We start from the raw sequence: 25,866 nt of genomic DNA, 5'->3' as shown, positions 1-25,866 counted from the left end.
GTCTTTCACGTCTGGCGCACAAAGCGTGTGCTTTCTTTTAACTAAAAACTAACACATACAGAATTATGGCAGTCCTCGTAGGCAAAAAAGCTCCTTCTTTCATCGCGAAAGCAGTTCAAAGTCAGAACATTATCGAAGAATTCTCACTCGAGCAATTCATCGGCGAAAAGTACGTAGTACTTTTCTTCTACCCTAAAGATTTCACATTCGTATGCCCAACTGAACTTCACAGGTTCCAAGATGAACTTGCTCAGTTTGAAGCACGCGGCGTACAAGTAGTTGGTTGTTCTACTGACTCTGAGTTCTCCCACTGGGCGTGGCTCAACACACCGAAAGCACAAGGCGGCATTCAAGGCGTCACATACCCTCTCGTTGCTGACATCAACAAAACTATCTCTGAAGACTACGACGTTCTTGCTGGTGAAATGGTGATCGACGAAGAAGACAACCTAGAAGTCGAAGGTGAGCTCGTTGCCTACCGCGGCCTATTCCTAATCGACAAAACTGGCGTAGTTCGCCACCAAGTTGTAAACGACATGCCACTCGGCCGCTCTATCAACGAGTGTCTCCGTGTTATCGATGCTCTGCAGCACTTCGAGCAACATGGTGAAGTTTGCCCAATGGACTGGCAAAAAGGTGATGACGCTATGGTTGCTGACCACGCTGGCGTTTCCAAATACCTTTCCAAGTAATTTACTCTCCTAGCAGAGAACCAAAAAGCCCATGTGCATAACGCACATGGGCTTTTTTAGTATTACAGTCGACTTGCTCGCTAAAAAACAAGTAGGCGACGAGCCACCTACTTTCTTTTCCAAACACTGATCTTAGAAACTCCAAGCTGAAATTTTCTGCCGTGCTCACGGATAAGAAAAGGCTCATCGGTATCATGGCTTAACGTAAAATGCTTTTCCATTTCACGCTGTAGCCATTCCCAGCTATCTCCAGTCGGCCACTTCTCTTTCGGAGTGTATTGCTCCAGCCATGAAAAAGGAGTCGCTAAGACAACCTCTCCCCCCTCAACCAACAACGAAGGTAGACTGTCTAGAAAGACTTGGGGATCTGGCAGACGACACAGCAAGTTAGATGCGTGCACGCGGTCAAAGCCCTTAAAACCATCCGGTAAATTTAAGGCATCTCCCTGTGCGAAACTCACCTTCTCAGGCGATACACCTTCTGGCAATTCGGCCACAGATTCAGTAAAGGCATCACGCTCCTCTTGAAAGCGATACACCATTCTTCCGTTTTCCTTGAGCTCGTTAGCTGCATCAATAAAGCTTTGAGAAAAATCGATACCAATCACCTTCTTCGAGGTCTTCGTCAGCAAAAAACTCGTTCTTCCTACCGCGCATCCTAAGTCCAAAGAAAGGTTCACCAACTTTGGAGTAAAGAACTCAACTGTCCGGCTCACAAAATCTAAGGAACCTAGACCACCAATTCTCCACGGCATGCGCTCTTCATCCTTGCCGTAATGCATCAACAAATATTCGTTGAGCAGCTTTTCAGATTCGTAATCCTGCATAATCTAATTTGGGGTTAATGCAAAAGACACAACAACCTCGATGCTTTCTATCAAGCAGAGAAGCTTTCGAAATTTTCGAGCCTTTCGCGGAGAATAAAAAACTAACCACGGAGTGCGTTCATGATATACTCACTAGGACGGAAGTTCTGAATAATCACCTCTTCCTGGTCACCACGATGCATCCGCACCTCACTGATATCGAAATTCGGAGTCTTATGCGGAGCAAAGAGAATATCATCATGTGTACTGTTCTCATGCTTCTTGAACATTTCAGGAACAATATCTCCACCCAGATGGTCATCACGCCCAGTCGCCAAGTGGCAAGTCCCTAACACTTTTTCATCTTGGATATCTTGACCAGACACAGGAAGCACCTGTGTCCCAAAACCAAGTTCACCGAGAGTCCCCGTCATTGGATCATCCGCTAAGCGAGCATTATGCTCATCTATAGTGGCCTGACTACCGTCAATTAAAGTAGATTTAACAATATTACGATTTTCAACAGTAAGAACTCCAAGAGTCCCGTCTTCATACTTCATTGGAAATTCGCCTCGTGCATCATGCGGCACAAAATACACTTCGCCAGCAGGAAGATTTGCCACATCAGGAGCAGTCCCTTTACAAAGACCATGAGACTTCTGGGCGTCTTGCTGATCAAGGCCAAGCCACGCGGTCAGTACTCGCCCACCCTCAAGAGTGAAATCAATTTCAATAGAATCCGCATTTGTCATCGCAGCACGGACTTTCTCCGCATCACGCGACACCTCATCATAGTCCACTGCTAAGCCTGAATTCAAAATAATGTCATTCATTCCATGCATCGTCGCGCCACGGAAACCGTATTCTTTACACTTTGCAGTCAGTGGCGCAGTCGCGCTCCAAGTTGAAATACACAAGACGATGTCATAATTTGAGTAAATATCAGAATCTAGAGATAACTGCTCCCCATCGGTATTGAAACACTCGTCACGAAGGTCTAGGTTAGAACCGTGCGTACAGTAGTAGGAAAACATATCACCACCAGTCATCCCAAGCTCCTCCATCACTCCCTCCTTAAAGGTTAGATAGAAATTTTCATAAGCTTTGCGCTGTACAGAAAACTCCTCGTTCTCAAGAAACCTAAAGTCCTTGATCCATTTTTGTGGTTCATCGAAATCCACTAAAATACATACTCGGCAACCTTCTGTCGGTTCAAAAACCGTACGCATCAGCTTGCTCACAGAAAATTTAGGAAACTCTCGGTTCTCAGGATGAAGCATAATCTCTTCACTCAGGTAGGCAGGTAATAACATAAGACTCTAACTTATGGCCAAAAGCTCAGCTTTCAAGGGGCGAAAGCTATTTTTTTATCCCTTTTTTTAGGGACCTCTAAGCCATAGTCATTTAGTCAAGAAAAATTAAATAATTACCTAGCCAAAGCATATTGCATTTGCTAGGTCTTACGTAAGTCATCGCACCTTTAAAATTATGTCACGCCTTACCGAAACTCGCGCCCAAAGACTCAATGTTGCAAACCCAACTCAGATGGAAATGCGTGCCGACACCGCAACTGGCGGAGCCCCGATCACAGAAGATTTTGAAGGTAAACTCGTTGCAGCTCAACAGCAATTAGAACAGCTTCGAGCACAACAAGAACATATCGAACAACAAAAGCGCGAACTTGAAGAGCTTAACGAGCGCAAAGAAGAATTCCTTCTGGGTCAGAATGACATCAGTGACCGTTTAACCACTTCACTAACAGCTATCGACCGTGAACTTTTTGAAATGCGCCAAGAGATGGAAGATCTTGAGCAGACACGTCAGTGCTTTGCTGATCACCAACAAAAAATTGAAGGAGTCAACCCACAATCTTGGACGCGTGATGAGCTCAAAATTGAACTCAACCGAGCCATCTCACTACTCGACCTAGCCGAAGACGAATACGAAGAAGCAATGGCACACTTCAAGGGGGGGCGACGCTCTGGAGTATTTTCAACAACCAAAAAATCTCCAAAGAAGGGCGCGGCAGATCCTAGCGAATTCGGCAACCAGTTTAAGCAAGGTTTTGCATTCAATCTCCCACTGATCATTACAGCTACTATTGCGTACGCTATATACCTTTTTAACTAATTAAAAAGTAATGCCAATCGGCTCAAAAAAGAAACAGGAAGACTTTTCTGAGATCGAACGCCAAAAAGAGGCCCTTCAAGCTCAGATAGATCAGCTTCAAAGCTTCATCAAGGACGCGCCAGAAAAGCTCCAGCAGGAGGAGCAGGAGCGACTACAGACCATGCCGGCTCCAGATGAACTCACTCAGCGCCGCCGTGAAAACGACTTCGCAACGAGACTCACTAAAGGTGAACTTAAAAACGAAAGGCGTCACCAAGCACGAAGTGCTCTACTCTTCGTATTATTATTAGCTGCGATCATCAGCGTCTCCCTTTGGGTTTATAGAATAATCATGGAAGCTGCTTAGCCCATTTTCTGCTTATATACTCAGATAGATCCCACTGTTTCTTGCTTTCCGATAAATCGAAAAAATCAATGTACTTCCCGCTTGCACAGGTGGGACTTGCCCCCTAGGGTGCGCCAGCTACGGCGCCTATGAAAGCTACTAACAAAGCCATACTCGCACTGGAAGACGGCCGCACCTTTGAAGGTGAGGCGTTCGGTCACACCGGAACAACCACTGGTGAGATCTGTTTCAACACTTCTATGACTGGTTACCAGGAGATCATCACTGATCCTTCCTATCGCGGTCAAATCGTCACTTTAACCTACCCTCTTATTGGTAATTATGGTGTGAACGAAGAAGATGCTGAATCAGCTCAACCCCATGTTCGAGGACTCGTCATCGGTGAACTTTCTCCAGTTGCTTCTAACTTCCGCTCACAACAGTCACTTGGTGATTATTTCGTTGAGCATAAAATCCTCGGCATCGAAGGTATCGACACCCGCGCGCTGACCAAGCATCTGCGAACAGCTGGTGCTATGCGCTGCTGTATCACTACAGAGCTCAGTGCTGAAGAAGCGATCCAAAAAGCGAAAGATTCAGCCCCTATGGAAGGCTCTGACTTCGTAAAAGAAGTCTCCACAGAGTCTAACTACCACTGGGAAGGTGAATCCCGCCTCTGGAATATTCCTAGTCCTTCTCAAAACCGTGAAGGACACTACGACGACCTTGAGCCTGCTAAATACAAGCTCGTTGCATTTGATTTCGGTATCAAATATAACATTCTCCGCAGTATGCGTCAGGCTGGCTTCGAGATCGAAGTCGTCAACTCTCGTACCTCAGCAGAAGAAGTCCTAGCCCTCAACCCTGATGGCATATTCCTTTCTAACGGTCCTGGTGATCCAGCGGCACTTGACTACATCCACGCGGAAGTAGAGAAACTCCTAGGTAAGAAACCAATCTTCGGTATCTGCCTTGGTCATCAGATTCTCACACACGCATTTGGCGGTAAGACATACAAACTGAAGTTCGGTCACCGCGGCGGTAACCAGCCAGTAAAAGACCTCCGCACTGGAAAGATTTCTATCACTGCACAGAACCACGGCTTCGCTACTGATGCAGATAGCCTACCAGATGACGTGGAAATCACCCACATCAACCTTAACGATGACACCGTAGAAGGCTTCCGTCATAAAACGTTCCCTGCATTCTCTGTACAGTATCACCCAGAGGCAGCTCCGGGACCAAATGATGCTAAGTACTTCTTCGATGAATTCGCGGCGATGATCGAAGACTTCCAAGGCTAATTAATGCTTCGCCACTTCGTCATTCTTTATTCCACATGCGCGTGCCTCTCAGGTCCGCTACTTGCCGAACAAACATACGAAGGACATGGCTACCACTTTACTCACGGTGACTCTGAAAAAGTCACCGTGACTGGTGATGGGATCAAAACTCTACGCATCGAGAATGCAGACGGTAGCGAGTTCCTCATTCAAAACCACGGCAGCTCCATCACTCCTGAAAAATTACAGGAAATGATGACTCAGAGCCTGCTCAAACACTTTGAAGAAGGCGCCACCGAGCTCACGCACAAGACAGCCCAACGCATCATTTTTGGCGAGCCTCGCAATGGTCGCTACATTCTATTTACTAAAAATAACATTCCTAGCGAGTCGCTTTTCTTCACTTTTCAGAAAGATGGCGACACCCTTTGTGTCATTACAAAAATGGCACTCCAACACAGCCAAGAGGCCGAGCGCATGTTCGCTCAAATCCAAGAAAGCCTTGAACTTACAAAAAATTAAAGAAGCACTTTTCCTATGAATACTATCATCTGCGGTCTCCAATGGGGCGACGAAGGCAAAGGCAAGATTGTTGACTACCTCACAGAATCAGCTGATCTCGTAGCGCGTGGTCAAGGTGGCAATAACGCCGGTCACACAGTCATTGCCAACGGCAAAAAATACATCCTTCACCTCGTGCCTTCTGGCATTCTCTGGGGAAGTAAAATATGCGTAATCGGTAACGGTGTCGTCATGGACCCTGTTGGTCTCTGTAAAGAAATCACCACACTTGAAGAGCAAGGTATCCCTGTCTCACCTGAGCAGCTCCTCATCTCTGACCGTGCACACGTAGTACTACCATATCACCGTGAACTCGATGCTGCTCGCGAAGCTGCACTCGGAGAAAATAAGATTGGAACTACTAAGCGCGGTATCGGCCCGACCTACGCGGACAAGGCTAACCGAATTGGTCTTCGCCTTGCTGACTTCATCAACGAAGAAACAGCACGTAAGCTCATCGACATCCGTCTCGAAGAAGCGAACGACACTCTCTCACGCTATGGTCTACCAACATTCACGACAGACCAAGTTCTCGACGAAGTTCGGCCAGCAATCGCTAGACTTCTCCCGCACGTCACTAACGTCATTCCTACGCTTCATAAGGCATGGAAAGAGAACAAGACTATTCTCTTCGAAGGCGCACAAGGCTCACTTCTCGACATTGATTTCGGAACCTACCCTTTCCTCACCTCTTCTAACACCACAGCTGGTGGCGCATGTACAGGCTCAGGACTTCCACCGACTGCGATCGATCGTGTAATCGGTGTATGTAAGGCATACACAACACGTGTGGGTTCAGGCGCAATGCCAACTGAGAACGAAGAAATCACCAATTACTTCCACTCAAAAGGCATGGAATTCGGCGCGACGACAGGTCGACCACGCCGCTGTGGCTGGCTTGATACAGTACTTCTCCGCATGGCCGTAATGGTTAACGGAGTAACTGATCTCGCAGTAACGATCCTTGATGGACTCGACGAGAAAGAAACTCTCAAGATCTGTATAGCTTATGAAATCGATGGCGAACGTCACGAGTTCCCACCGGCATGCCGCGATGCTTGGGATAAAGCTATCCCTATCTACGAAGAGCTTCCTGGTTGGCAAACTGACACCACTTGCGCACGTAGTTGGGATGACATTCCAGAGAATGCTAAGAACTACCTCAACCGCCTTAGCGAACTCGTTGGCGCTCCAGTAAGCTTCATCGGTAATGGCCCTGAGCGTGAACAGACAATCATTGTCTAGCGTACTCGACTAACACTTCATATTGATAATAGCTTCTACGTTCTGCGTAGGAGCTATTTTTTTATTGAGTATCAGCCATTAAGTCTACCAATACATCTCTGAGTTCCTCCACTGGAATAGCAAAACTCTCAGCGCGATTTGCTCTAGCTATATTCATTCCAATACACTCGCCGTCGAGATTCAGCAAAGGTCCGCCAATCGTTCTCGAGTTAAATGGTATATCAGTTTGCAAAACACGCGGAAAGGAATCCCGACGCTTAGAGAAGTCTCCACTCATCGCATCATTCCTCGACTCATGGGTATCTTGGTATGCCTCATGTCGGGCCATCAGCTCTACTTCCACTTTAAAGTTTTCCCCATCACGCTCAAACTCTAGCTCTACAGCCTCTCCAGGGATTTTGTCACGAATAAGCTCAATCAATGACTTACGGTCGGAGACCCCCACCCCTTCAAACTTGGTAATGATATCCCCCTTCTTGATACCAGCACTCTCAGCTCCTGTATCTTTAGTCACCATATCTACTATCATAGAGCTTTCATCCTCAGTGAACTGAATACCAATCACCACCGGTGCCAGCCCTTTCACCGCACGACTTTTGGCACTTATTATCCCTACATTAATCCTGCGTTGATAACGACTCGTCGCACCATTTGCCACAACCCAGCTCCCCTGAGCTAACTCACTAGAATCAGCCCAAGTAACCGGAGTCAGATTCGCAGCCTCCACTTTAAGTAAGGCTAAATCCCAGCGTGGGTTTCGAGCTACAATTTCGACATCGGTATAGAGCTCTTCACCGATGCGCACGGATAGGCTATTCCTCTCAGCTAATTCACTTTCTTTCGCCAAAATGTAGCCATCTTTTGACACTACTATCCCGTAATTAAAGCTTAACCAGCCGTCATAGAGCACAGCACTCCCATCCTGTAGGGCAGATTGCTGCTGAGCGAAAGCTGGTCGAATAGATTTCCCATTCGTCCTCTCATCAGATGGCAGACTAGGTCCTGCAAAAAGTAAAATTTGCGAACACGAAAGGGTCGCACAGAGGCACAAGCCAGTTCCAAAAATTTTCATAATAATAAGCTTCACTAGTTATCGTTTGGCTAAAGTGAGCTCCTCCTCCACTTCTTCCCCATCACGGGTGTATGTAATAATGACAAGATCACCAGCCGAGCTCTGCTCCATAAACTCTCTCAGCTCTGAACTTAGCCTGAACTCGTCGCCATCTATTTTCAATATTACGTCTCCCACTTCTATTCCCGCAATATGAGCAGGGTAACGTGGCTCTAATTGAGTTACCTCTAGTCCACTCGCTGTCTCTTTCACAGCCATTCCCATGAAACCAGATCCAGGTACAGGCTTCTCAGCAAATGGTCCCGAACCGATAAACTCACCAGCACTTAGCTGCGACCAATACGTGTGAAATACTTGGATTGGCACATGCATGTTTTGCTCCAACACACGCCCCACACGACTATGAATCCCCACCAGGGTTCCGTTCATATCAAAAAGTGGCCCACCAGAATCTCCACCTATTAATTTACAGTCAGATTGCACAGTACTTTTTGCCACGCGAACCATTCTGCCCAACCTAACAACTGACCCCCTCTCTGCATCGAACCCACCCGCATGTCCGAGCGAAAACACCCAGTCACCTAATTGGATTTCAGGCTTTTTAGAATCGTTTTTCGGCTCAATATCCACAAAAGGGAGATCTGTTTGATCTAAAATTTGTAGCATGGCGGCATCGTTATCAGCATTTAGTCCGAGTGACTTAGCCTCGTACTCAGTACCATCCTCCATAATTACCGTCAGCTTTTTATTCACACCAGCAACCACATGAGCAGCGGTCAAAACCAAACCATCGGGAGAAACTATTACACCAGATCCCGAACCTTGATTAAGCTTTATACAAACAGTGGCTGAGCGTGCTTTACCTAAATGATCTACTAGCGCGTCCTGAATAGCGACTAGATCTTGTTTTGACTCAGGAAACCTCTTGTCGTTCACATATAGCCTTTCAGCCAATGTCGAAGAACAACAAAGCACCAAGACTACTAAACAATTTTTGAAGAGTCGCATTATCCCTAACTTAACTAAGCTAGCTCTTCGTTCAACTCCCCATTTCAACTAATCGTCAGAAATACCAAAGTCGCGTAAAAATGAAAAAGACGAAAATGAAAAAGACGACCCGCTAGAATACTCTGTAGGAAACCCCCTAACCTAGAAAAGTATTATGACCTATCGGATCGTCTCGGTCTCCTTGCGAAGACTTGAGAACATTGCCACAAATTTATAATTCCGCAACCTTTTTTTCTAATTTCAGAACAAATTAATTTCTCAATAACCCTTGATATTATACGGGTCACAGAAGGCAACCTATAATAAAAGTACATTTAAAATATTAATTTCAAATCAAGTATATAAAAGCGGCCTTTTTTAAGAACAAAAAAAAGACGACCCGCTAGAATGTTCTATAGGAAACCCCCATAACCTATAAGAACATTGTAATCTATCGGATCGTCTCGCTCTCTTGCGAGAACAACGTTATTATGTCTTCAATCCACGCTTCCGCAAATTATTTCAGAGCCTAACAAAAAACTTCCGTTTAAAATTAATTTATAACCCTCTGATGCACTGGGAACCCCCCAGAACTCAGTATTCATAAAAAATCTTTGATAATTTGCTTCCTTTGCATGGAGGGCGGTACCCTTGAGTCTCTATAACGTAAAATACCGCCACTTTTGCCACCTACGCCTCCCCCCAGTCGAGCAGGAGATGGAGTCTCAGGAAATTTAAATCTCCTTCTCAAAATAACAAACAAAGCACCCCCAGCGACGACTACAGCTATTAATATCCATTGAATAGCCTGCATAACGTGTGGCTCCAGAGTATTTTCCCACACACCTAATAACTTACTCACTTTATCAGTAGCCTGTTCAGGAGTTTCAACTGAGCTCTGGGGAGGAATAATCTGATGCCTCAATTCATTAAGAATCTCCTCAACCCAGAAAAGTCGCATAGATAACTGCCCTACGAAACTACCAAGCTGATCAAAGATATCAGACTTCTCCCTCGCCTTATGAGCTGAATTCCAGAGAAGCTCTCGTACCTGCCATCCAGGCACATCATCACTCGGTCCACCAGCTAAGAGAAACTCTGAACGCTCAGGTGTACCCAAGTAATAATACACGATTACAATCGGTTTCTGGTTCCAAGCAAAAGCTTTATCGTACACAGCTTGAGGTGAATAACCTTCCGGTAGCTGCTGCTTAGCATCGAAAAGGTACACATAAAAAGGTATCTTGGATTCATTACCATGCTGCTCGAGCACATACTCCATGTCAGCTCGCTCTTGCATACTGAGTAACTGCTGAGGATCGACCAATGCTCCTTCAGGAGTTTGTCCAAAATATTTTTCCAAGTAAGCAGCACTAATCACAGCTTCACCGGAAAGAATCTCCATACCTGGGAGCTGAGGCTTCTCCTGAACCGCCTCTATGATCACCTCCACTTCCAGCTTCTTCTCAGCCTGCTGCTTCTGCAGTTCGTCTGTGAGCAAGCCTCGACCAACGATGATTTCACCTTTCCGCACACGTTCCTTATCTTCTACATCCCATGTAGGTAACGGAGGTAACTTTGCGAGCAAAGAAGCAGTGCTCAATAAGATGTATACTAAAACCCTCATTGCTTCTTCCTCGCGATACTACGTAATTTCTTCACGTAACGTTTCGTCCCGCCTAGCATTACTTCGATCGCACGCATGTAATTCGATTCAATCAAATAAGGATGTCCCCCAGTCAGAGCTTCGAAACCATCTTCCTCCTCTACACAATAATCGAGCAAATATCCAAAGTTTAAACAGACCTCTTTGCGGTTCACATCCAACACTATCAACACACAACCATCCGCTCTCGCGGACTCAGGGATATCCTCAAACTCGCCTCGGTTCATTAACCAAAAACCGTAGGATCGTATGTGTTGGTCATCACATAAAGAAACCGTAGCAACTACAAAATAAAGCTGAGGAAACGCCTTTTCAGCTTTCGCTATCCATTTAGCAACCTGACGCCTTTGCTGAACCCGCAGTATTCCTGCGGCATCGTGAGGACGCCTTACTCTCCGCTCGAAATTTTTATACATTGCGTCTAGATGCTCTAGATTCATACCGCAGTGCGGACATTCTTCCGCAGAAAGGTGCATAGTATGAAAACATCGAGGGCAGCGCATTGAGCGACACCATAAATTCAGCCTTCGCTATAGCCAAGCACAGAGCGTGTAATTAGTTCTTTTTTTTCTATCAACCATCCATCTAAGAATTCAGCACTTGATTGACATTCACACACCTCTCTTTAAATTAATGTATATGCCTACTAACTCACCAAACTACGCCATCGCCAGGATCGATCTTCCTGCTGCCGGCACACATGGTTGGCAAGTTAGAATGCAACGCCGTGGAATTAAATATGCCAAATTTTTTGCAGATGGTGTCTTCGGCGGTACCGAGCGAGCTTTAAGGGTTGCGAGTAGCTGGAGAAACGAACTACTCGATAGACTAGAAAGCGAAGATAGAGCTAGGATCTGTCAACGCTCGCAACGCAACTCATCCGGTGTAGTCGGAGTTTCTAAAGTCACAGTCATCACTAACGGCGTGCAGTATATTTTCTGGCAAGCTACTTGGTCTCCTGAACCAGGAAAACGCCGCTGTGTGAAATTTTCGATCAAGCGCTATGGTGAGACTCATGCCTTCGAACTTGCCGTCAAGGCTCGTACTGAAGCTGTAGGGCACTAGATCTTCTCCACAAAATGCAAATAGTACTTAACACCTAACGCATTTCCCACCATGCTCACTCATATGCCGCGCTTCACTCGCACATTCCTAGTCCTCCTCGCACTACTCACTACTGCATCTGCGTACGAACACGTCATGCTATCGGGTGGACCAGCACTCAGAAAACTCGAAGACTATCGCGTTGTCAATGATCGCCACGATCGCTGGTGGGCCAACTTCATCCGAGCTGCCACCCTGCAGATGGACATCATCCGTTCCCAATACGGCCCAGATGACACGATCACTTGGTACGTGTACAGAAGTGCGTATGACCTTCGCGGCCGCGAAGACGGAAAGCCTTATACATCGTGGATCGCGGAACAGGCATCCAAACGCGGAGCAAAGCTCGTCTGGATCAGCTCCGGCTCTCAGTTCATTTCAAAAATGAATGCCCTTCCAGCTGGGAAAACTAAGACATTCAACTACTTCGGCCATTCTAACAAACATTGTTTTTTACTCGATTACTCGTCTCAAGTCTTAGGCGCATCTGCTGCTTGGCTTCACGAGAACCAACTCAGTTCACTCAATGGCCGCCCCTTCTCCAAGTCTGCAATTTGTAAGAGCTGGGGTTGCTATACGGGCGAAAGTATGAGCAAGTACTGGCGTCAGGCGACAGGCATCAAACTCATCGGAGCGAAGGGCAAGACAGACTACGAAGCACTCAGCTTTGGCAGAATGCCGGACATCAATGGCCGCTGGACCTACTAACATTCTCATCTAACGACACACCTCATGAAATTCGAAGAACTCAAAGCACTCTACGACCTTCCACTGTTCGACCTCATCAAAAAATCTCGTGAGGTACACGACTCTAATTGGAGCGACAACGAAATCCAGCTATGCACCCTTCTCTCCATCAAAACTGGTGGCTGCTCAGAAGACTGCTCCTACTGCGCTCAATCAGCTCGCTACAGCTCTGGTGTAGAAGTTGAGCGGCTCATGGAAAAAGATGCCGTCATGGAGCGCGCACGCGTAGCTGCCGACTCTGGCTCTACACGCTTCTGCATGGGTGCTGCATGGAAAGGCGTACGCCAAGGTACTAAGCGTTTTGACCAAGTCGTCGAAATCATTGAAGAAGTGTCAGAACTCGGCATGGAAGTCTGTGTCACACTTGGTGAACTCGGACCAAATGAAGCTGTTCGCCTCAAAAAAGCTGGTGTCACCGCCTATAACCACAATGTGGACACCTCACGCGAGCACTACCCAAATATCGTCACTACGCACACCTACGATGACCGACTCAACACCATCAAAAATGTTCAAGAAGCGGGCATGTCTGTCTGCTGTGGCGGCATTCTAGGCCTTGGTGAAACAGCTGATGACCGCTTGAAAATGATCGAGACCATTTCTGAGCTCAACCCGCAGCCTGAATCAGTCCCGATTAACTCACTCATGCCTATGCCTGGCACACCACTTGGTGATTCCGACCCAGTCACTATCTTTGACGTGGTTCGCATGATCTCCATCGCGCGTATTGCCGTGCCTAAGGCTAAAGTTCGCCTATCCGCAGGACGCACACAAATTTCTGAAGAAGGCCAAGCTATGTGCTTCTTCGCTGGCGCTAACTCCATTTTCTACGGAGACAAACTCCTAACAGCTAAAAACCCGAGTGTCCAAAAAGACCTCGACCTGATTGGCAAGTTAGGACTTACAGTCAAGCAGCCGAATCCAGATATGGAAGCTCCTGTCGCGACTTGTGACAAAGAAGCTAGTCCATGCTGCGGCTAAAATGAAATGCCACGCCTCAGCTTGGCCACTTTAGCAAACGAACCCAATTTTTCGTTTGAATAAAACAGTTTCCATCACTGGCATTTCCGCCATTTCAGGTCTCGGAGAGAATCTCACCGAGCATGCTGAAGCTATGGAAAATGGCCAGACTGGCCTGCGTCCACTTAAAGAGCTTTTAGGTGATCAATCTAACTGTAGTGAACTCTTAGGCTCTTGGATTCAGCCGCGTTCTATTCTCAACTCTCGAAAATGGGCACCAGCATCGAGCCTAGCCCTCCACTGCGCCAAAGAAGCAATTGCTGATGCAAAGCTCTCTGGTAAGGATCTTAAAAATGCCGCCATTATCGCGGGGTCTTCGCGCGGCAACGCCTGGCTGAATAACTGGCCTAGCCGCCGCCCGTTCAAGCTCATGGCAGCCTCGAACTCCATGCATGGAGAAATCGCATCCGCTGTATCTATTGAACTTGGTATCACTGGACCTTGGCAAACCATCGCCTCCGGCTGTGCCGCATCTCTCGATGCCCTAGGCATGGCTTGGATGATGCTCCAAACAGGAGTTGTAAAACACGCCATTGTAATCGGCGTCGAGCTGCCACTCGTTCCCGAGATTGTCCAAGGCTATATCGACACTGGAGTTCTCAGCACCAATGGAATCAATGACCCATACCATCCAGACACCTCTGGCTTCTTTCCCGGAGAAGCAGGTTGCGCACTCGTGCTAACTACTGAACCAACTACCAATGCTCCTCTACTAGATGGCTACTGGTGTAACTCAGATGCAGACTCCCCTATCGGCATGCCCAGTGATGGTCGCGGACTAAGAGCCTGTATCGAATCCGCCCTTTCCAGCCTCCCTGCGGAGACAAATATTACAGCAATCTGCCCTCACGCTTCTGGCACTCATCTCCATTCTATCGCAGAGAAACAGGCTCTACTTGATGCTCTCAAACCTCAAACCCCTCTCTCGCTTCACCCGCTGAAACCATTTACCGGGCATACAGTCGGTGCCAGTGGAGCTCTCGATACAGCTATTTTATCTCACTATTTGAGAAACAAACAACTCCCCCCAAACCTAGACCTCACCAGTCCACCGCACCCATTCACACTTCCCAGAAATCCAACTCCAGCTACCGGAACTCTTCTTAAGATTGCAGTTGGAATGGGTGGCCATAATTCCGTCATTGCTCTACGCCCCCCCGAATCGTAAATCTGATAGCATGCGCTCACTCTTGATCACTATTCATGACCAACGCCTTCAACTCTTTGATAGCGAGAAACCACTGGCGACCTATACAATTTCATCAGCAAAAAATGGCATTGGATCAGAAGAAGGATCATTGAAAACCCCCTTGGGTCGATTCGTTGTTTCCGAGAAACATGGCCATGATGCCCCGCTCCACACCATTTTCAAAGGCAGAAAACCTGTCGGAAAATGGGACCCCTGTGACTGTTGTCACGATGACCTCGTCACCACTCGTATTCTCTGGCTAGATGGAATAGATGAGGACAATGCCAACACCAAAAGCCGCTACATCTACATCCACGGCACCAACCACGAAGATAAAATTGGCACTCCCCAATCCTGTGGCTGCATTCGTATGAGCAATCAAGACATCTTAGAACTCTTCGAAAATGTCACAGAAAATACTCCCGTCACAATAAAGCTCTGAGTTATCTAGCTCTGTACTCCTCACTTATTTCTTATCACTTCACACTCTAATCTATGAAACTCATCATTTTCGACTGCGACTCCACTCTCTCCTCCATCGAAGGCATCGACGAACTTGCTCGCGCTAAAGGCCCTGAAGTATTCGCTGAAGTCGAAGCTCTCACCAATGCAGCCATGAATGGTGAAGTCCCTCTCGACCAAGTATTTGCACGTCGTCTTGATATTATTCGTCCAGATTTAGTGACCTGTACTGCCATCGAACAACTCTATATCGATACAGTGGAACCTACCGCCATCGACACCCTTAACAAACTCCGCGCAAAGGGATGGACCTTCGCAATTCTCTCAGGCGGCTTCAAGAGACTCATAGAGCCACTAGCCAAATATTTAGATATTGATCGCGTGGAAGCGGTGCCTCTCACATTAGATGAAAACGGGTTCTATGTTTCCTTTGATTCCAGCTACCCGACAACCTATAATGGCGGCAAACCTGAAATCATCAAACAGCTCAAAACTGAACTCAATCCAGAGAAGATCATCATGGTAGGAGACGGCGTTTCAGATCTTGAAACCCAGCCAGAAGTCGACAGCTTTATTGGCTATGGTGGCTACACTCCTCGTGAAAAAGTAAAAGCGAGTGCCGACCACTTCATTTACAAATTGGATGAGCTCTTAGAACTTGTCTAATGGATCAGATCACTGCGCAGCATCACTACCTCTTTAACGGTCATCGGGAACTACTTACTCCCGATGAAGCGGCTGCGTGGCGAAACCTCCAAGTGGAGCGCATGATTTTACTCTGTGAATATCCAGCAGTGAAAGAACTCCTACACACCCGCTGGCTCACCTCAGACCCCGCAGTCCTTAAGCTACTAGAACAAGGCTCCCACGTCTTTCTTAGTAACACTCTTACTCGCCTAAATGGGCAGACTTGTACCTGCCAAAAATGTGACACCTTGTGCCGAACATCAAGAGCCCAGCAATGTCCTGAGTGCGACCACAGCTGGTTCGAATAAACGCATTACTTGAAGCAATGCGTTTTTAGAATCCTTCAGAATTAGCCGCTCGAAGAAGGGAACTTTTAACCCTCAGGAGTGAGCTCACTGATCGCCTGCATAATACGGTCAGAGATGCGCTGATAGCCATCTTTACCCTTATAACCTACAAGCTCCTCTTTAGTGAAGTGAATTGGGTCGCCTACGACGATATCAATCTGGTTGCACTTCATTTTCCCTGAACCTCGTGGCAATGCATCATAAGCTCCAAAAATCCGCATTGGTTGGACCGTTGCCTGAGACTTGGCGACGATGAGTCCTACGCCAGGAAGGCCTGGATTCAACTTACCATCTAATGTGCGTTCGCCTTCGGGAAACATCACCACTTTTTTACCATTCTTAACGGCTCGAATAATATTCTTCAGACCAGTCATGTCAGGGTTTTCCTGATCGATAGGAATAGCGTCCCACTGCGTATAAAGCCATTTAAAGAATCCCTTGAACAGAGTCTTACGCGCCAGATAAGTCACATTCATAGGGTAGGAAATTCCAATCAAGGGTGGGTCCAAAAAGCTCTCGTGGTTCGCGCACATCAATACGCCACCATCCTGCACAAGCTTATGCTCGTTGATGATACGGCGATTAAAAAACGCCTTACCCGCACTCTTAAAAAAAGTATAACCAATCCAATAGACGACCTTCATATCACTAGTTTGTTAGTTTGCTTTTGCCAGAATCTCAGCTGGAGCACCACGCTCACGAAGTACATCGAGAGCGGCATTCACCACCTGCTCAATGCTCAGTTCACTAGAATCAATTTTCACTGCGCCTTCGGCAACGATTAAAGGAGAGCTTTTCCGCTTACTGTCCTCTTTATCGCGAGCTGTAGGATCATCAATAATACCTTCAGCAGCACGACGCTTACGACGAACTTCCTCAGATGCATCAATATACATTTTAAATGGTGTGTCTGGAAAAACGACTGAGCCAATGTCACGGCCTTCCATGACCACGCTACCCAATTCCAAATAATCTCGCTGCATTGCGACTAAAAGTGCTCTCACTTCTGGAATAGCCGCTACCTTAGACACTCGGCTATTTACTGCATCTTGTCGCAGCGCATCACCGGGATCTACTCCATCGACCAAAACCGTAGAAAGGTTATTGCTAACACCACAGCTAAATTCGACCTCATCTAACATCGCTATAACTGCGGTACTATCAGATGGGTCGACATTCTTCTGAATCGTAGCCCAGGCTACAGCTCGGTACATTGCGCCCGTATTCACCATGATAAGTCCGAGGCGTTTAGCTAAAGTCTTCGCCACTGTGCTTTTCCCTGATGCGGCCGGTCCGTCGATTGCTACTGCAATATGTGAAGTGCTCATAAAAAATGTTAGTATTCGCTCACACTAGCGAGACGATCAAAATAATCTGGAAAGGTTTTTGCTGTGCAGCCTGGATCATTGATAGTTACTCCACAATCAGGATCTAACGCAACCAGAGAGAAACACATTGCAACACGGTGGTCGTCATAGGTATCGATTACTGCGTGTTGAATCTTTGCTGGTGGCGTAATTTCGATAAAATCTTCACCCTCCACTACTTCAGCTCCCACTTTACGGAGTTCTGTTGCCATAGCATGAAGACGATCAGTTTCCTTTACTCGCCAGTTATAGATATTACGAATCGCGGTTGTTCCTTTCGCGAAGAGAGCAGCAGTAGCAATTGTCATCGCAGCATCTGGAATATGGTTCATATCTTGATCCACAGCAGTGAGATCACCACCTTCAACCACGATATATTCATCATACCACTCAACCTTAGCTCCCATGTCTTCGAGAACTTTGGCAAATGCTACATCGCCTTGAATGCTTTTCTTCCCAATGCCTGTAACCTTGATACGCCCACCTTTTATTGCTCCGGCAGCGAGAAAGTAGGAAGCTGAGGAAGCATCACCTTCCACCATGAAACGGCCCGGTGATTTATACTTTTGACCAGCCTTCACATAGAATCGTTGATAATTGTCATTCTCCACACTCACTCCAAACTGCTCCATGATATGGGTGGTTATGTCGATATAAGGTTTAGAAACTAGTTCACCTACGATCTCAATCTCCATATCATTTTCAGCATAAGGAGCAGACATCAAGAGAGATGTCAGAAATTGACTAGAGATAGTTCCATCCACTTGAACTTTTCCACCTTTAAGCCCATTCGCTTTGATCAATAGTGGTGGGTAGCCCTCATTTTTGAGACAAGTGATATCACAGCCCATACTACGCAGTGTATCGACTAAAGCATCGATCGGACGCTCCTCCATGCGTGAGATCCCTGTAAGCGTGAATTCCCCCTTACCTAAGGTCATTGCCCCAGCGAGCGAGCGCATAGCAGTCCCTGCATTACCAAGGAAAAGCTCTAGTGTCTCACCAGTCCCTAATGGTCGGCCTAGTCCATGCATCGTACAAACTGTACCATTCTCGGACAGCTCATACTTCACACCAAGTAGCGCGAGCGCCTCTAACATGCGTTGCACGTCATCACTATCGAGTAGATTTGTAATCTCTGTGGTGCCCTCAGCGAGAGCTGCTAGTAAAAGCGCGCGGTTAGACAAGCTCTTAGAGCCCGGCATATTTACCTCGCCATTGATACGAGAAATCGGTTTTAAGGTAATAGATTCCATAAAAAATAAATTGCTTAGATTAGCTCCCTGCGTTTTTTCGCTTCGGCTAAATAGTCAAACATTTGCTCTCTGTCCCCTTTCTCGAGACAGTCCATAAGTTTTACAAGGTCAGCGATACTCTCACGCATCGAGCGTTGAAGGGCATCGCTGTTTTCCATTAAAATTTCAGTCCACAGGCTTGGGTCTCCACCAGCGACTCTAGTCGTGTCGCGCATTCCGCCACCGCAAAGCTCAGCGATGTCTTCGAATGCTAAACCAACAGTCGCACCTACAGAGGCCAAAATATGAGGGAAATGACTCACTCGAGCGACCGCATAATCGTGATCTTCCGCCGTCATTCTCCGCGTTTTACAACCTAGGTGTTGCCAGAAATTCTCTAGCTTCAGAACTTTCTCCTCAGCGACACCGGCATCATTGGTTACCAAACAAGTCGATCCGTCTAGCAAGTCGACAAATGCTGCCTCCATCCCAGTTTTCTCGGAACCAGCCATAGGGTGGCTTCCAATAAACTCAAGTTGGGTATCATTTATTAGCTCACCGATCTCCTTGTGTGGCAGCCGCTTTACGCTACCCACATCGGTCAAAAGCATTTCCTGCTGAGGAAAGCGTGCAGCAATTTGCTTCACCAATGTTTTCATCACACCCACGGGTGTTGCTAAAATGATGAGATCCGCATTATCGACAGCCTCAAATAGATCCGTCGTTGTTACTCGCACACCCATTTTCTGAGCGAGTTCAAGAGGCTGTTCACGCCGCCCCCAGAGGACTAGCTCCACCTCTGGCATGTGCTTTGTCACAGCCAATGCGATGGAGCCACCAAGTAGACCTGGTCCGAGTATGGAAACGCGCTTAATCATCCGCACTGATATAAAAAGCGCCGAGCCCTAAATGCAAGGCTCGGCGCAATAAATTCTTATTTAATCTACGACCTAAGGCACACGGAATTTGTGCGTCTGATCATTGTCGTATGGATCACGCACAAGAGTACCTTCTGGGATACCACGTACATCCACTTGATTTTTTGTAAATGGGTTAAATACGAAGCCTGGCTTACTTGGAACCTTCGTTGCATATGGGTATGTCGTTGGTGCCGGAGGAGCTACTGCCACGTTAGGGTCAGTTGTAGGTAACTGAGCGCTCTGGTTGTAAGGATTAGAGGTAGCACCATTTTGCTGAGCTTCGAGGCGCTCTCTAGCGGCTTGAAGCTGCTGTGCTCCTGGATCTGTAGCCGTTGTATTATCAACTGGTGCCGGCGGTGTCACTGGCTGGTTTGGCTGCTTAGGGTAGGATGGCGGGTAATAACACGAGGTCACAAGAGCGCAGAACGCCGCTGAGAGGAGAGTGAAAATAGCAATTTTCATAATGACTAACTGATAAGTGGTAGGTAGTTTTAAACTGTTAGCTGCATAAGCAGCACTGTTTCGATTCTTGTCCCAAGCTTAAGCAAAGTCAAGCAGTCGCGCTGAAAAAAAGACTAAGCTTGGCCTCAGCATAGGACTTGAAGTCAATCTACGCTTCCCCTTTACTCTTTCTTACAGCTTTTCAGAATATGATGCCCAACAATTCTATCTATCAAAAGACTCTATCAGCAGTGGAATCATTCATTCACGCACCTGAGTTTAGCGGGCACAATTTTGACTCTTTAGCGAAGGAACTCTTTCAATACCAATTAGCGCAAAACACTGCATTTCGTAGGCTCTGCCAGCTTATAGATGTCGAAAGTATGAATGATTGGAAAGAGTTTCCTGCGCTGACGACTGATACATTTAAGTCAAACTCCCCTCCATCTTGCATCAGCGCTAGTGAAATTTGCTCCACTTTCCAAACCTCTGGAACCACTGGTGAGATCAAAGGGAAACACCATTTCCGCCAAACAGAGCTCTACGACCTATCCATCCTTCAAGCCTGGAAACAACTAAACCTTCCAGCTCCTACTGGCAAAGTATTCATCCTGACTCCCTCACCTGCAGAAGCGCCCCATTCCTCCCTCTCCCATATGATGGAAACCTTGCGCCAACATTATTGCAAGAATGCTACGTATCTCATCAGCAATGAAACTTTAGACCCCACTCCTATTATTGAGGCTAGCAGAAACTCCGAGCCGGTCATCCTTCTAGGAACAGCACTCGCATTTCTCAATCTCTTTGAATCACTAGACACCTCTCTGACGCTTCCTGCCGGCAGTTGGGCCATGGAAACTGGAGGCTACAAAGGGAGTGGTCGTACACTCACAAAAGACCAACTCTATGGACAGTTCCAGTCTTCTATCGGTTTAGCCAATGAACAAATCTGGAATGAATATTCCATGACTGAACTTAGCTCCCAATGCTACACCAAAGGCATAGGCTCCCCCCACCATTCTCCACACTGGATGAAAATTCGCGTGGTGGATCCCGAAACCGACAAGGATGTTCAAGTTGGTGAAATCGGTTATCTCATTATTTACGACCTAGCTAACCTTGACTCGGTTTGCGCCATTCGCACACAAGACCTTGCCATTTACCATGACGAGCACCACTTCACCCTCATAGGCCGCGATCCCTCAGCTCTTCCTAGAGGTTGCTCAAGAAGTATTGATAGTGTCCTCAATAACTAAGTCCATGACCACCGAACAGCGAGCATTTGAACTAGCAAAAACAAGCAATGCATTTTCCCGGTTTCTAGGAGAATTCTCTGCCAACGACCTACTAGACTGGGTGAGCCATGAGCTGGGCCACCCTGAAGCTCTTGATGAGTATCAACAGGTCGGAGACATGCTTACGAAAGCCACAGCGACAAAAAACATTCTCCACATTATCAGCGGTAACACACCACACGCAGGACTACAGAGTCTACTCCGTGGTCTCCTCATTGGAGCAAAGAACACAGTAAAACTGCCTTCTAGGAAATCGACGAAAAATTCAGAGACGATTCCAGAAATTCACGCATTTCATCAATCACTCCATCCCGAACTACAGGAGCTCTGCTCTTTTACCTACGAGCTGAACGGAGATCTCATCGAATCAGCAGATACTGTCATAGCAATCGGCTCAGATCCATCAATCGCCGCCATTCATGCACAACTTTCACCGAATCAGCGCTTCATCCCACACGGGCATAAAATCAGTTTTGCTCTGATCGATAAACCCTCAGTAAAAAATGCCCAACTCGCGGCGATCGATGCCTCACTCTATGACCAGCAAGGCTGTCTTTCTCCTCACGCCATCTATGTGAAAGAAGACGCTCAGAGCTTTGCCCCACTTTTAGCTAAAGCCATGCAAAACTATGGCCAACTAAACCCGCGCTCACCTATCAGCATTTCGGAAAGCGGCGCCATCCGCAACCTTCGAGAAACAATACGCTACCAATCGGCTCAAACCCCCGAGCAATATCAACTCTTCGAAAGTGAACAGGATACTAGTTGGACAGTCATTTACGAAAATGATCCCACACTGCGCCCGAGCCCCCAGAATAGAGTCATTTACGTTCGCCCCTGGCCATCCGACCCGAAAAAATTAGGAGCTGAACTGAAATATCTCAGCACCATCGCCCTCTCACCACTTTCAGGCTTGCTCAAGGATGCAGAATACCTCACTCCAGCTCGCATCTGCCAACTAGGAAAAGCACAACATCCACACCTTTTCTGGCACCACGATGGATTCTCACCTCTCGCCAGTCTCGTAACCTGGCAAGACATTCACCTATAACATTAATAATAGAAATTTTTTATATGGCTAACAAAGACAACCCAATCCGAACCTCAGCGACTATCAAAGAGAAACGTGATGATGGAATGACCTTCATTGTAACTCTACCTAATGGTAAAACCGCCCTCGGTCATTCACAGCTTAAGCACAAAGACTACCGGGACTCCCTAGAAATTGGTGATATGGTCACTGTTGAAATGACTCCATTCGATTTCGAAAAAGCACGCATCATTCCGACTCCAGCTGAGGACTAATCAGACATTTCATAATGAATATTATTCTGGGTACAGCTGGTCACATTGACCACGGAAAGTCTTCACTCGTTAAAGCGCTTTCCGGGATAGACCCAGATCGACTTCCCGAAGAAAAGTCGAGGGGAGTCACCATAGAACTTGGCTTTGCCCACCTCAATCTAGGGGAATTCGAGATTGGACTGATTGATGTCCCAGGCCATGCCGACTTTATCAATAATATGGTTTCGGGAGTCGGCGCTCTCGACATCGCATTATTTATCGTAGCTGCAGATGATGGATGGATGCCTCAGTCTGAAGAACATCTTCAGATTCTACACTATCTTGGTATTAGAAATGTCATCATCGCACTCACAAAATGCGACTTGGCAGAAGACCTAGACTTCACTGTCGAACTTGTCCGTGAAGAAATTTCAGGCACGCACATAGAAAATACTCCCATCATCCCAGTCTCCTCAATCACAGGTGATGGCATTGAGAACCTAAAAGAAGAAATTCTCAAACAGGCCAAAGCTCTTCAGTCAGGTCCTAAGCATCACATCCCTCGCCTCTCCGTTGACCGAGCCTTCTCCCCCAAAGGTGCTGGCACAGTAGTTACCGGAACACTCACTGGCGAGGCTCTCAATAAAGGCGAAACCCTTGTCTGCTTGCCAGAAAATATTACCGCAAGCATCCGCAATGTGCAAAGTCACAACCAAGCACTCGCCTTGTCAGTAAGCGGAATGCGCACAGCACTCAATCTCCCAGACCTACCACTCAAACAGCGTGGTAAACCAGGAGTCAGCAGAGGCTCATTACTCACTCTACCTGATCACCTAGAGCCAGTGGCTGTACTCGATGTTCAGCTACACCGAGCGGATCGATCGATCTCAGGCCAATCTGCAACATCACGAGCACTTAAAAACACGGAAACTGTCGTCCTCCACCACGGAACTAGCCGCACACGTGCACGTGTCATCCTAAACGACCGCACGGCATTAGATCTTGGAGAAAAATGTTACGCCCAGCTCAGACTCGAGTCCCCTATCGCAGCCTGCGTTGGAGACCACTTTGTGATTCGCGATGGTGGACAACAAGGAACTCTGGGCGGAGGAACTATTCTAGACGCTGGAGCAAAAGCTAGAGGTTTCCGCACCGAAACAAGAGCCCACTTTCTGGCTCAGCGCTCAGTATCTCCCTATAATTTACGTGAGCTTATTCTTTCCGAGCTACTTAAAAATCCAGCCGTACTCGCTTCACAACCACTCACTAATCTCCCATTCACTAAAGCATACATCCATCAAACTATAGAAAAACTAGCAAAGGAGAAAAAGCTTACTCTCCGCAGCGGTTGGATTCTAGCCCCTACCTGGTGGAAAAAAATCACAGCCACAGCAACCGAAATCATAGACCTGTGGCACACGAGCAATACAGACGCACCATCCATGCCTATTGGCTCTTGGAGAACCCAGCTAATGAGCGATGGCGTTCCCGAAGAACTATTAGAAGCGATCGAAAAGCACATTCTCGCTCATGGTTACACCAAACAGAAAGATGGAATTGCCAATGAAGAACACTCGCTAGAGCTCCCCGAACGCTTACTCCCCTTTGCTCAACAAATTCTTAAGTCATTTCAAATGGGGGGACTCACTCCCCCGCCTCGAGTCGAAATAGCGCCCGACGAACCATCGCAACAAGCCCTTACATTCCTTATCCGTTCAGGACAGGTGATCGAACTCGACCCCAAAGCATTGTTAGATCACGATAATTACCAAACACTTCATAAGTCTGTGCTCGAATACTTGGCGGCGCATGAGAGAGCTACCGCTTCTGAACTCCGAGAACACAGTGGCACCAGCCGTAAATATATTATGCCTCTCTTAGAAGACTTCGATGCAAAAGGCATCACCATCCGCGACGGCGACTACCGAAGCCTCGCATAATTTTTTTTACTCTCCCAGCTTACGTAAGTATTCGTAGCTATAGATTCCGGTTCCATGGCCATCAGCCCAGTGAAATTGCACTGCATAACCACCCACATTTTCATAACGAGCCAAGAGAAAGCTCTTGTCGTTATAATGCACCGGAGGTTTCACCACACGCCCTAAAGCATCTGGCTCACCTTGGCAGTTTGCACAAGGACACGCTCTCCTCAACTCCTCGTGCTTGATGTAATTCTCAAGACCATCACTCCAGGCAATAGCGAGCTCATCTCCTATACTTGCGATATTTTCAAGACTCAGCATGGCGAATAGATAATTAGAATAAGTGAACTAAAAAAGAAAGCCCGCTAACAAAATGCTAGCGAGCTTTTTCATCCATCAAACAAATGGCAGACCGGGAGGGATTCGAACCCTCGATACCGTCACCGGTATACTCCCTTAGCAGGGGAGCGCTTTCGACCACTCAGCCACCGGTCCAGTGATTCGTTCGTCGAAGTGGTGGGACAAAACCATATCTTGCCTGTTGCGTCAACCCTGCAAAACTAAAAAAAATCATCATTTCTAACGCTCTTTCTTGAGTACCTTTAAGGAGCGATTAGAATCCCCACACTATGTCACACCTTCGATTTTACCTTCCTATTTTAGGCTTAATCATTTGCAGCTGTTCCAGCAACTCCACTGCACCTGAAGAGAGTAAAAAAGAAGTCCAACAAGACCTGTTAGTTGGCCGTATCGCCGCACTATACCCAGACGATGGATACATGCTCATACAACGTTACCGAAACATTCGAACAACTGAAAACACGGTTTATTATAGTCGAAACCAGCATGGTGAAATTTATTCCATTGCCCTCAATGAACAAAAGCAAGGTCAGTTCTATGTTGCCGATATTAAGAGTTCTAATTTCACCATAAATGACCCAGTTTTTCAGAGGACTATTGATGTCCCCCTCCAAGACGATCTAGCTCAATCAGATACAGAGACCGCTAATTCGCTCGACTAATACTAAAAAAGATTTGTGAACCATTATCAGAACAGTGAATCTTTAGAGTTATTTTGA

Annotated in this window: 30 protein-coding genes and 1 tRNA gene; 18 read left to right on the top strand and 13 right to left on the bottom strand. The window is 46.9% G+C overall.

The features are described from left to right. Window positions 1–65: 65 nt before the first annotated feature. The gene (locus tag ACSHX2_RS09910; RefSeq protein ID WP_435692783.1) at window positions 66–692 is read left to right on the top strand and encodes a peroxiredoxin; all 627 of its coding nucleotides are present in this window, start codon (window positions 66–68) and stop codon (window positions 690–692) included. Between the two features lie 107 nt (window positions 693–799). Here the strand turns inward: ACSHX2_RS09910 and ACSHX2_RS09905 are convergent, their stop codons facing one another. Together ACSHX2_RS09905 and ACSHX2_RS09900 are read right to left on the bottom strand one after the other, a co-directional pair. Continuing rightward, window positions 800–1,519, bottom strand: coding sequence for a putative 4-mercaptohistidine N1-methyltransferase (locus ACSHX2_RS09905; protein WP_435692782.1), 720 nt, complete (start codon window positions 1,517–1,519; stop codon window positions 800–802). Between the two features lie 101 nt (window positions 1,520–1,620). Continuing rightward, complete coding sequence (locus ACSHX2_RS09900) at window positions 1,621–2,811, bottom strand: hypothetical protein (RefSeq protein ID WP_435692781.1); 1,191 nt, start codon at window positions 2,809–2,811, stop codon at window positions 1,621–1,623. Window positions 2,812–2,986: 175 nt separating this feature from the next. Between ACSHX2_RS09900 and ACSHX2_RS09895 the strand changes: the two genes are divergently transcribed. The 5 genes from ACSHX2_RS09895 (at window position 2,987) to ACSHX2_RS09875 (ending at window position 7,042) form a co-directional block, all read left to right on the top strand. Next, window positions 2,987–3,628, top strand: coding sequence for a hypothetical protein (locus ACSHX2_RS09895; protein ID WP_435692780.1), 642 nt, complete (start codon window positions 2,987–2,989; stop codon window positions 3,626–3,628). A gap of 10 nt (window positions 3,629–3,638) precedes the next feature. Next, a complete protein-coding gene (locus ACSHX2_RS09890) occupies window positions 3,639–3,974 on the top strand; it encodes a hypothetical protein (protein ID WP_435692779.1) in 336 nt (111 codons plus the stop codon). A gap of 128 nt (window positions 3,975–4,102) precedes the next feature. Beyond that, window positions 4,103–5,257: a glutamine-hydrolyzing carbamoyl-phosphate synthase small subunit gene (gene carA, locus ACSHX2_RS09885; protein WP_435692778.1), complete on the top strand. Its 1,155-nt coding sequence runs from the start codon at window positions 4,103–4,105 to the stop codon at window positions 5,255–5,257. Window positions 5,258–5,260: 3 nt separating this feature from the next. Beyond that, complete coding sequence (locus tag ACSHX2_RS09880; protein WP_435692777.1) at window positions 5,261–5,758, top strand: hypothetical protein; 498 nt, start codon at window positions 5,261–5,263, stop codon at window positions 5,756–5,758. 15 nt (window positions 5,759–5,773) lie between these two features. Beyond that, the gene (locus ACSHX2_RS09875) at window positions 5,774–7,042 is read left to right on the top strand and encodes an adenylosuccinate synthase (protein ID WP_435692776.1); all 1,269 of its coding nucleotides are present in this window, start codon (window positions 5,774–5,776) and stop codon (window positions 7,040–7,042) included. 61 nt (window positions 7,043–7,103) lie between these two features. On the opposite strand, the gene ACSHX2_RS09870 is transcribed toward ACSHX2_RS09875, so the two are convergent. The 4 genes from ACSHX2_RS09870 to ACSHX2_RS09855 form a co-directional block, all read right to left on the bottom strand. Beyond that, window positions 7,104–8,114 carry a S1C family serine protease gene (locus tag ACSHX2_RS09870; RefSeq protein WP_435692775.1) on the bottom strand — a complete coding sequence of 337 codons (1,011 nt, stop codon included), beginning with the start codon at window positions 8,112–8,114 and terminating at the stop codon, window positions 7,104–7,106. 18 nt (window positions 8,115–8,132) lie between these two features. Continuing rightward, window positions 8,133–9,122, bottom strand: a complete 990-nt coding sequence (locus ACSHX2_RS09865; RefSeq protein ID WP_435692774.1) for a S1C family serine protease — start codon at window positions 9,120–9,122, stop codon at window positions 8,133–8,135. Window positions 9,123–9,702: 580 nt separating this feature from the next. Next, window positions 9,703–10,728 carry a hypothetical protein gene (locus ACSHX2_RS09860; RefSeq protein ID WP_435692773.1) on the bottom strand — a complete coding sequence of 342 codons (1,026 nt, stop codon included), beginning with the start codon at window positions 10,726–10,728 and terminating at the stop codon, window positions 9,703–9,705. Further along, window positions 10,725–11,243 carry a hypothetical protein gene (locus tag ACSHX2_RS09855; protein WP_435692772.1) on the bottom strand — a complete coding sequence of 173 codons (519 nt, stop codon included), beginning with the start codon at window positions 11,241–11,243 and terminating at the stop codon, window positions 10,725–10,727. The genes ACSHX2_RS09860 and ACSHX2_RS09855 overlap by 4 nt, the downstream gene beginning before the upstream one ends. Before the next feature lie 163 nt (window positions 11,244–11,406). On the opposite strand from ACSHX2_RS09855, the gene ACSHX2_RS09850 reads away from it, so the two are divergent. The 7 genes from ACSHX2_RS09850 to ACSHX2_RS09820 all read left to right on the top strand — a co-directional run bounded on the left by ACSHX2_RS09850 (window position 11,407) and on the right by ACSHX2_RS09820 (window position 16,284). Beyond that, a complete protein-coding gene (locus ACSHX2_RS09850; protein WP_435692771.1) occupies window positions 11,407–11,832 on the top strand; it encodes a hypothetical protein in 426 nt (141 codons plus the stop codon). Window positions 11,833–11,895: 63 nt separating this feature from the next. Then, a complete protein-coding gene (locus ACSHX2_RS09845; RefSeq protein ID WP_435692770.1) occupies window positions 11,896–12,579 on the top strand; it encodes a hypothetical protein in 684 nt (227 codons plus the stop codon). Between the two features lie 24 nt (window positions 12,580–12,603). Next, window positions 12,604–13,599: a biotin synthase BioB gene (gene bioB, locus ACSHX2_RS09840; protein ID WP_435692769.1), complete on the top strand. Its 996-nt coding sequence runs from the start codon at window positions 12,604–12,606 to the stop codon at window positions 13,597–13,599. Between the two features lie 55 nt (window positions 13,600–13,654). Then, window positions 13,655–14,806 carry a beta-ketoacyl synthase N-terminal-like domain-containing protein gene (locus ACSHX2_RS09835; protein WP_435692768.1) on the top strand — a complete coding sequence of 384 codons (1,152 nt, stop codon included), beginning with the start codon at window positions 13,655–13,657 and terminating at the stop codon, window positions 14,804–14,806. Between the two features lie 10 nt (window positions 14,807–14,816). Beyond that, window positions 14,817–15,269 carry a L,D-transpeptidase family protein gene (locus ACSHX2_RS09830; protein WP_435692767.1) on the top strand — a complete coding sequence of 151 codons (453 nt, stop codon included), beginning with the start codon at window positions 14,817–14,819 and terminating at the stop codon, window positions 15,267–15,269. 53 nt (window positions 15,270–15,322) lie between these two features. Next, window positions 15,323–15,955: an HAD-IB family phosphatase gene (locus tag ACSHX2_RS09825; protein WP_435692766.1), complete on the top strand. Its 633-nt coding sequence runs from the start codon at window positions 15,323–15,325 to the stop codon at window positions 15,953–15,955. Beyond that, window positions 15,955–16,284: a hypothetical protein gene (locus ACSHX2_RS09820; RefSeq protein ID WP_435692765.1), complete on the top strand. Its 330-nt coding sequence runs from the start codon at window positions 15,955–15,957 to the stop codon at window positions 16,282–16,284. The genes ACSHX2_RS09825 and ACSHX2_RS09820 overlap by 1 nt, the downstream gene beginning before the upstream one ends. Before the next feature lie 65 nt (window positions 16,285–16,349). On the opposite strand, the gene ACSHX2_RS09815 is transcribed toward ACSHX2_RS09820, so the two are convergent. The 5 genes from ACSHX2_RS09815 to ACSHX2_RS09795 form a co-directional block, all read right to left on the bottom strand. Continuing rightward, a complete protein-coding gene (locus ACSHX2_RS09815) occupies window positions 16,350–16,967 on the bottom strand; it encodes a lysophospholipid acyltransferase family protein (protein WP_435692764.1) in 618 nt (205 codons plus the stop codon). A 12-nt stretch (window positions 16,968–16,979) separates the two neighbouring features. Beyond that, a complete protein-coding gene (gene cmk / locus ACSHX2_RS09810; protein WP_435692763.1) occupies window positions 16,980–17,651 on the bottom strand; it encodes a (d)CMP kinase in 672 nt (223 codons plus the stop codon). Between the two features lie 8 nt (window positions 17,652–17,659). Beyond that, the gene (gene aroA, locus ACSHX2_RS09805) at window positions 17,660–18,946 is read right to left on the bottom strand and encodes a 3-phosphoshikimate 1-carboxyvinyltransferase (protein WP_435692762.1); all 1,287 of its coding nucleotides are present in this window, start codon (window positions 18,944–18,946) and stop codon (window positions 17,660–17,662) included. Window positions 18,947–18,960: 14 nt separating this feature from the next. Next, window positions 18,961–19,803: a prephenate dehydrogenase gene (locus ACSHX2_RS09800; RefSeq protein WP_435692761.1), complete on the bottom strand. Its 843-nt coding sequence runs from the start codon at window positions 19,801–19,803 to the stop codon at window positions 18,961–18,963. Window positions 19,804–19,875: 72 nt separating this feature from the next. Continuing rightward, the gene (locus tag ACSHX2_RS09795; protein ID WP_435692760.1) at window positions 19,876–20,307 is read right to left on the bottom strand and encodes a hypothetical protein; all 432 of its coding nucleotides are present in this window, start codon (window positions 20,305–20,307) and stop codon (window positions 19,876–19,878) included. A gap of 188 nt (window positions 20,308–20,495) precedes the next feature. On the opposite strand from ACSHX2_RS09795, the gene ACSHX2_RS09790 reads away from it, so the two are divergent. From ACSHX2_RS09790 to selB, 4 genes are read left to right on the top strand one after another with little or no spacing between them, the layout of a single operon-like run. Further along, window positions 20,496–21,542, top strand: a complete 1,047-nt coding sequence (locus ACSHX2_RS09790) for a hypothetical protein (RefSeq protein ID WP_435692759.1) — start codon at window positions 20,496–20,498, stop codon at window positions 21,540–21,542. Between the two features lie 4 nt (window positions 21,543–21,546). Then, window positions 21,547–22,632, top strand: a complete 1,086-nt coding sequence (locus ACSHX2_RS09785; protein WP_435692758.1) for an acyl-CoA reductase — start codon at window positions 21,547–21,549, stop codon at window positions 22,630–22,632. Between the two features lie 23 nt (window positions 22,633–22,655). Next, window positions 22,656–22,886, top strand: a complete 231-nt coding sequence (locus ACSHX2_RS09780; protein ID WP_435692757.1) for a translation initiation factor IF-1 — start codon at window positions 22,656–22,658, stop codon at window positions 22,884–22,886. A gap of 14 nt (window positions 22,887–22,900) precedes the next feature. Further along, window positions 22,901–24,805: a selenocysteine-specific translation elongation factor gene (selB, locus tag ACSHX2_RS09775; protein ID WP_435692756.1), complete on the top strand. Its 1,905-nt coding sequence runs from the start codon at window positions 22,901–22,903 to the stop codon at window positions 24,803–24,805. Window positions 24,806–24,811: 6 nt separating this feature from the next. Here the strand turns inward: selB and ACSHX2_RS09770 are convergent, their stop codons facing one another. Both ACSHX2_RS09770 and ACSHX2_RS09765 read right to left on the bottom strand, forming a co-directional pair. Further along, on the bottom strand, window positions 24,812–25,108 hold the full coding sequence (locus ACSHX2_RS09770; protein WP_435692755.1) for a gamma-butyrobetaine hydroxylase-like domain-containing protein: 297 nt from the start codon (window positions 25,106–25,108) through the stop codon (window positions 24,812–24,814). Window positions 25,109–25,192: 84 nt separating this feature from the next. Beyond that, window positions 25,193–25,282 (bottom strand) — tRNA-Ser (locus ACSHX2_RS09765). A gap of 134 nt (window positions 25,283–25,416) precedes the next feature. On the opposite strand from ACSHX2_RS09765, the gene ACSHX2_RS09760 reads away from it, so the two are divergent. Continuing rightward, window positions 25,417–25,809, top strand: coding sequence for a hypothetical protein (locus ACSHX2_RS09760; RefSeq protein WP_435692754.1), 393 nt, complete (start codon window positions 25,417–25,419; stop codon window positions 25,807–25,809). The last annotated feature ends 57 nt before the right edge of the window (window positions 25,810–25,866 follow it).

Origin of the sequence: Rubritalea sp., from assembly GCF_051252225.1 — a bacterium.
Classification (GTDB): domain Bacteria; phylum Verrucomicrobiota; class Verrucomicrobiia; order Verrucomicrobiales; family Akkermansiaceae; genus Rubritalea.
This window is presented reverse-complemented; position numbering and strand designations above follow the sequence as displayed.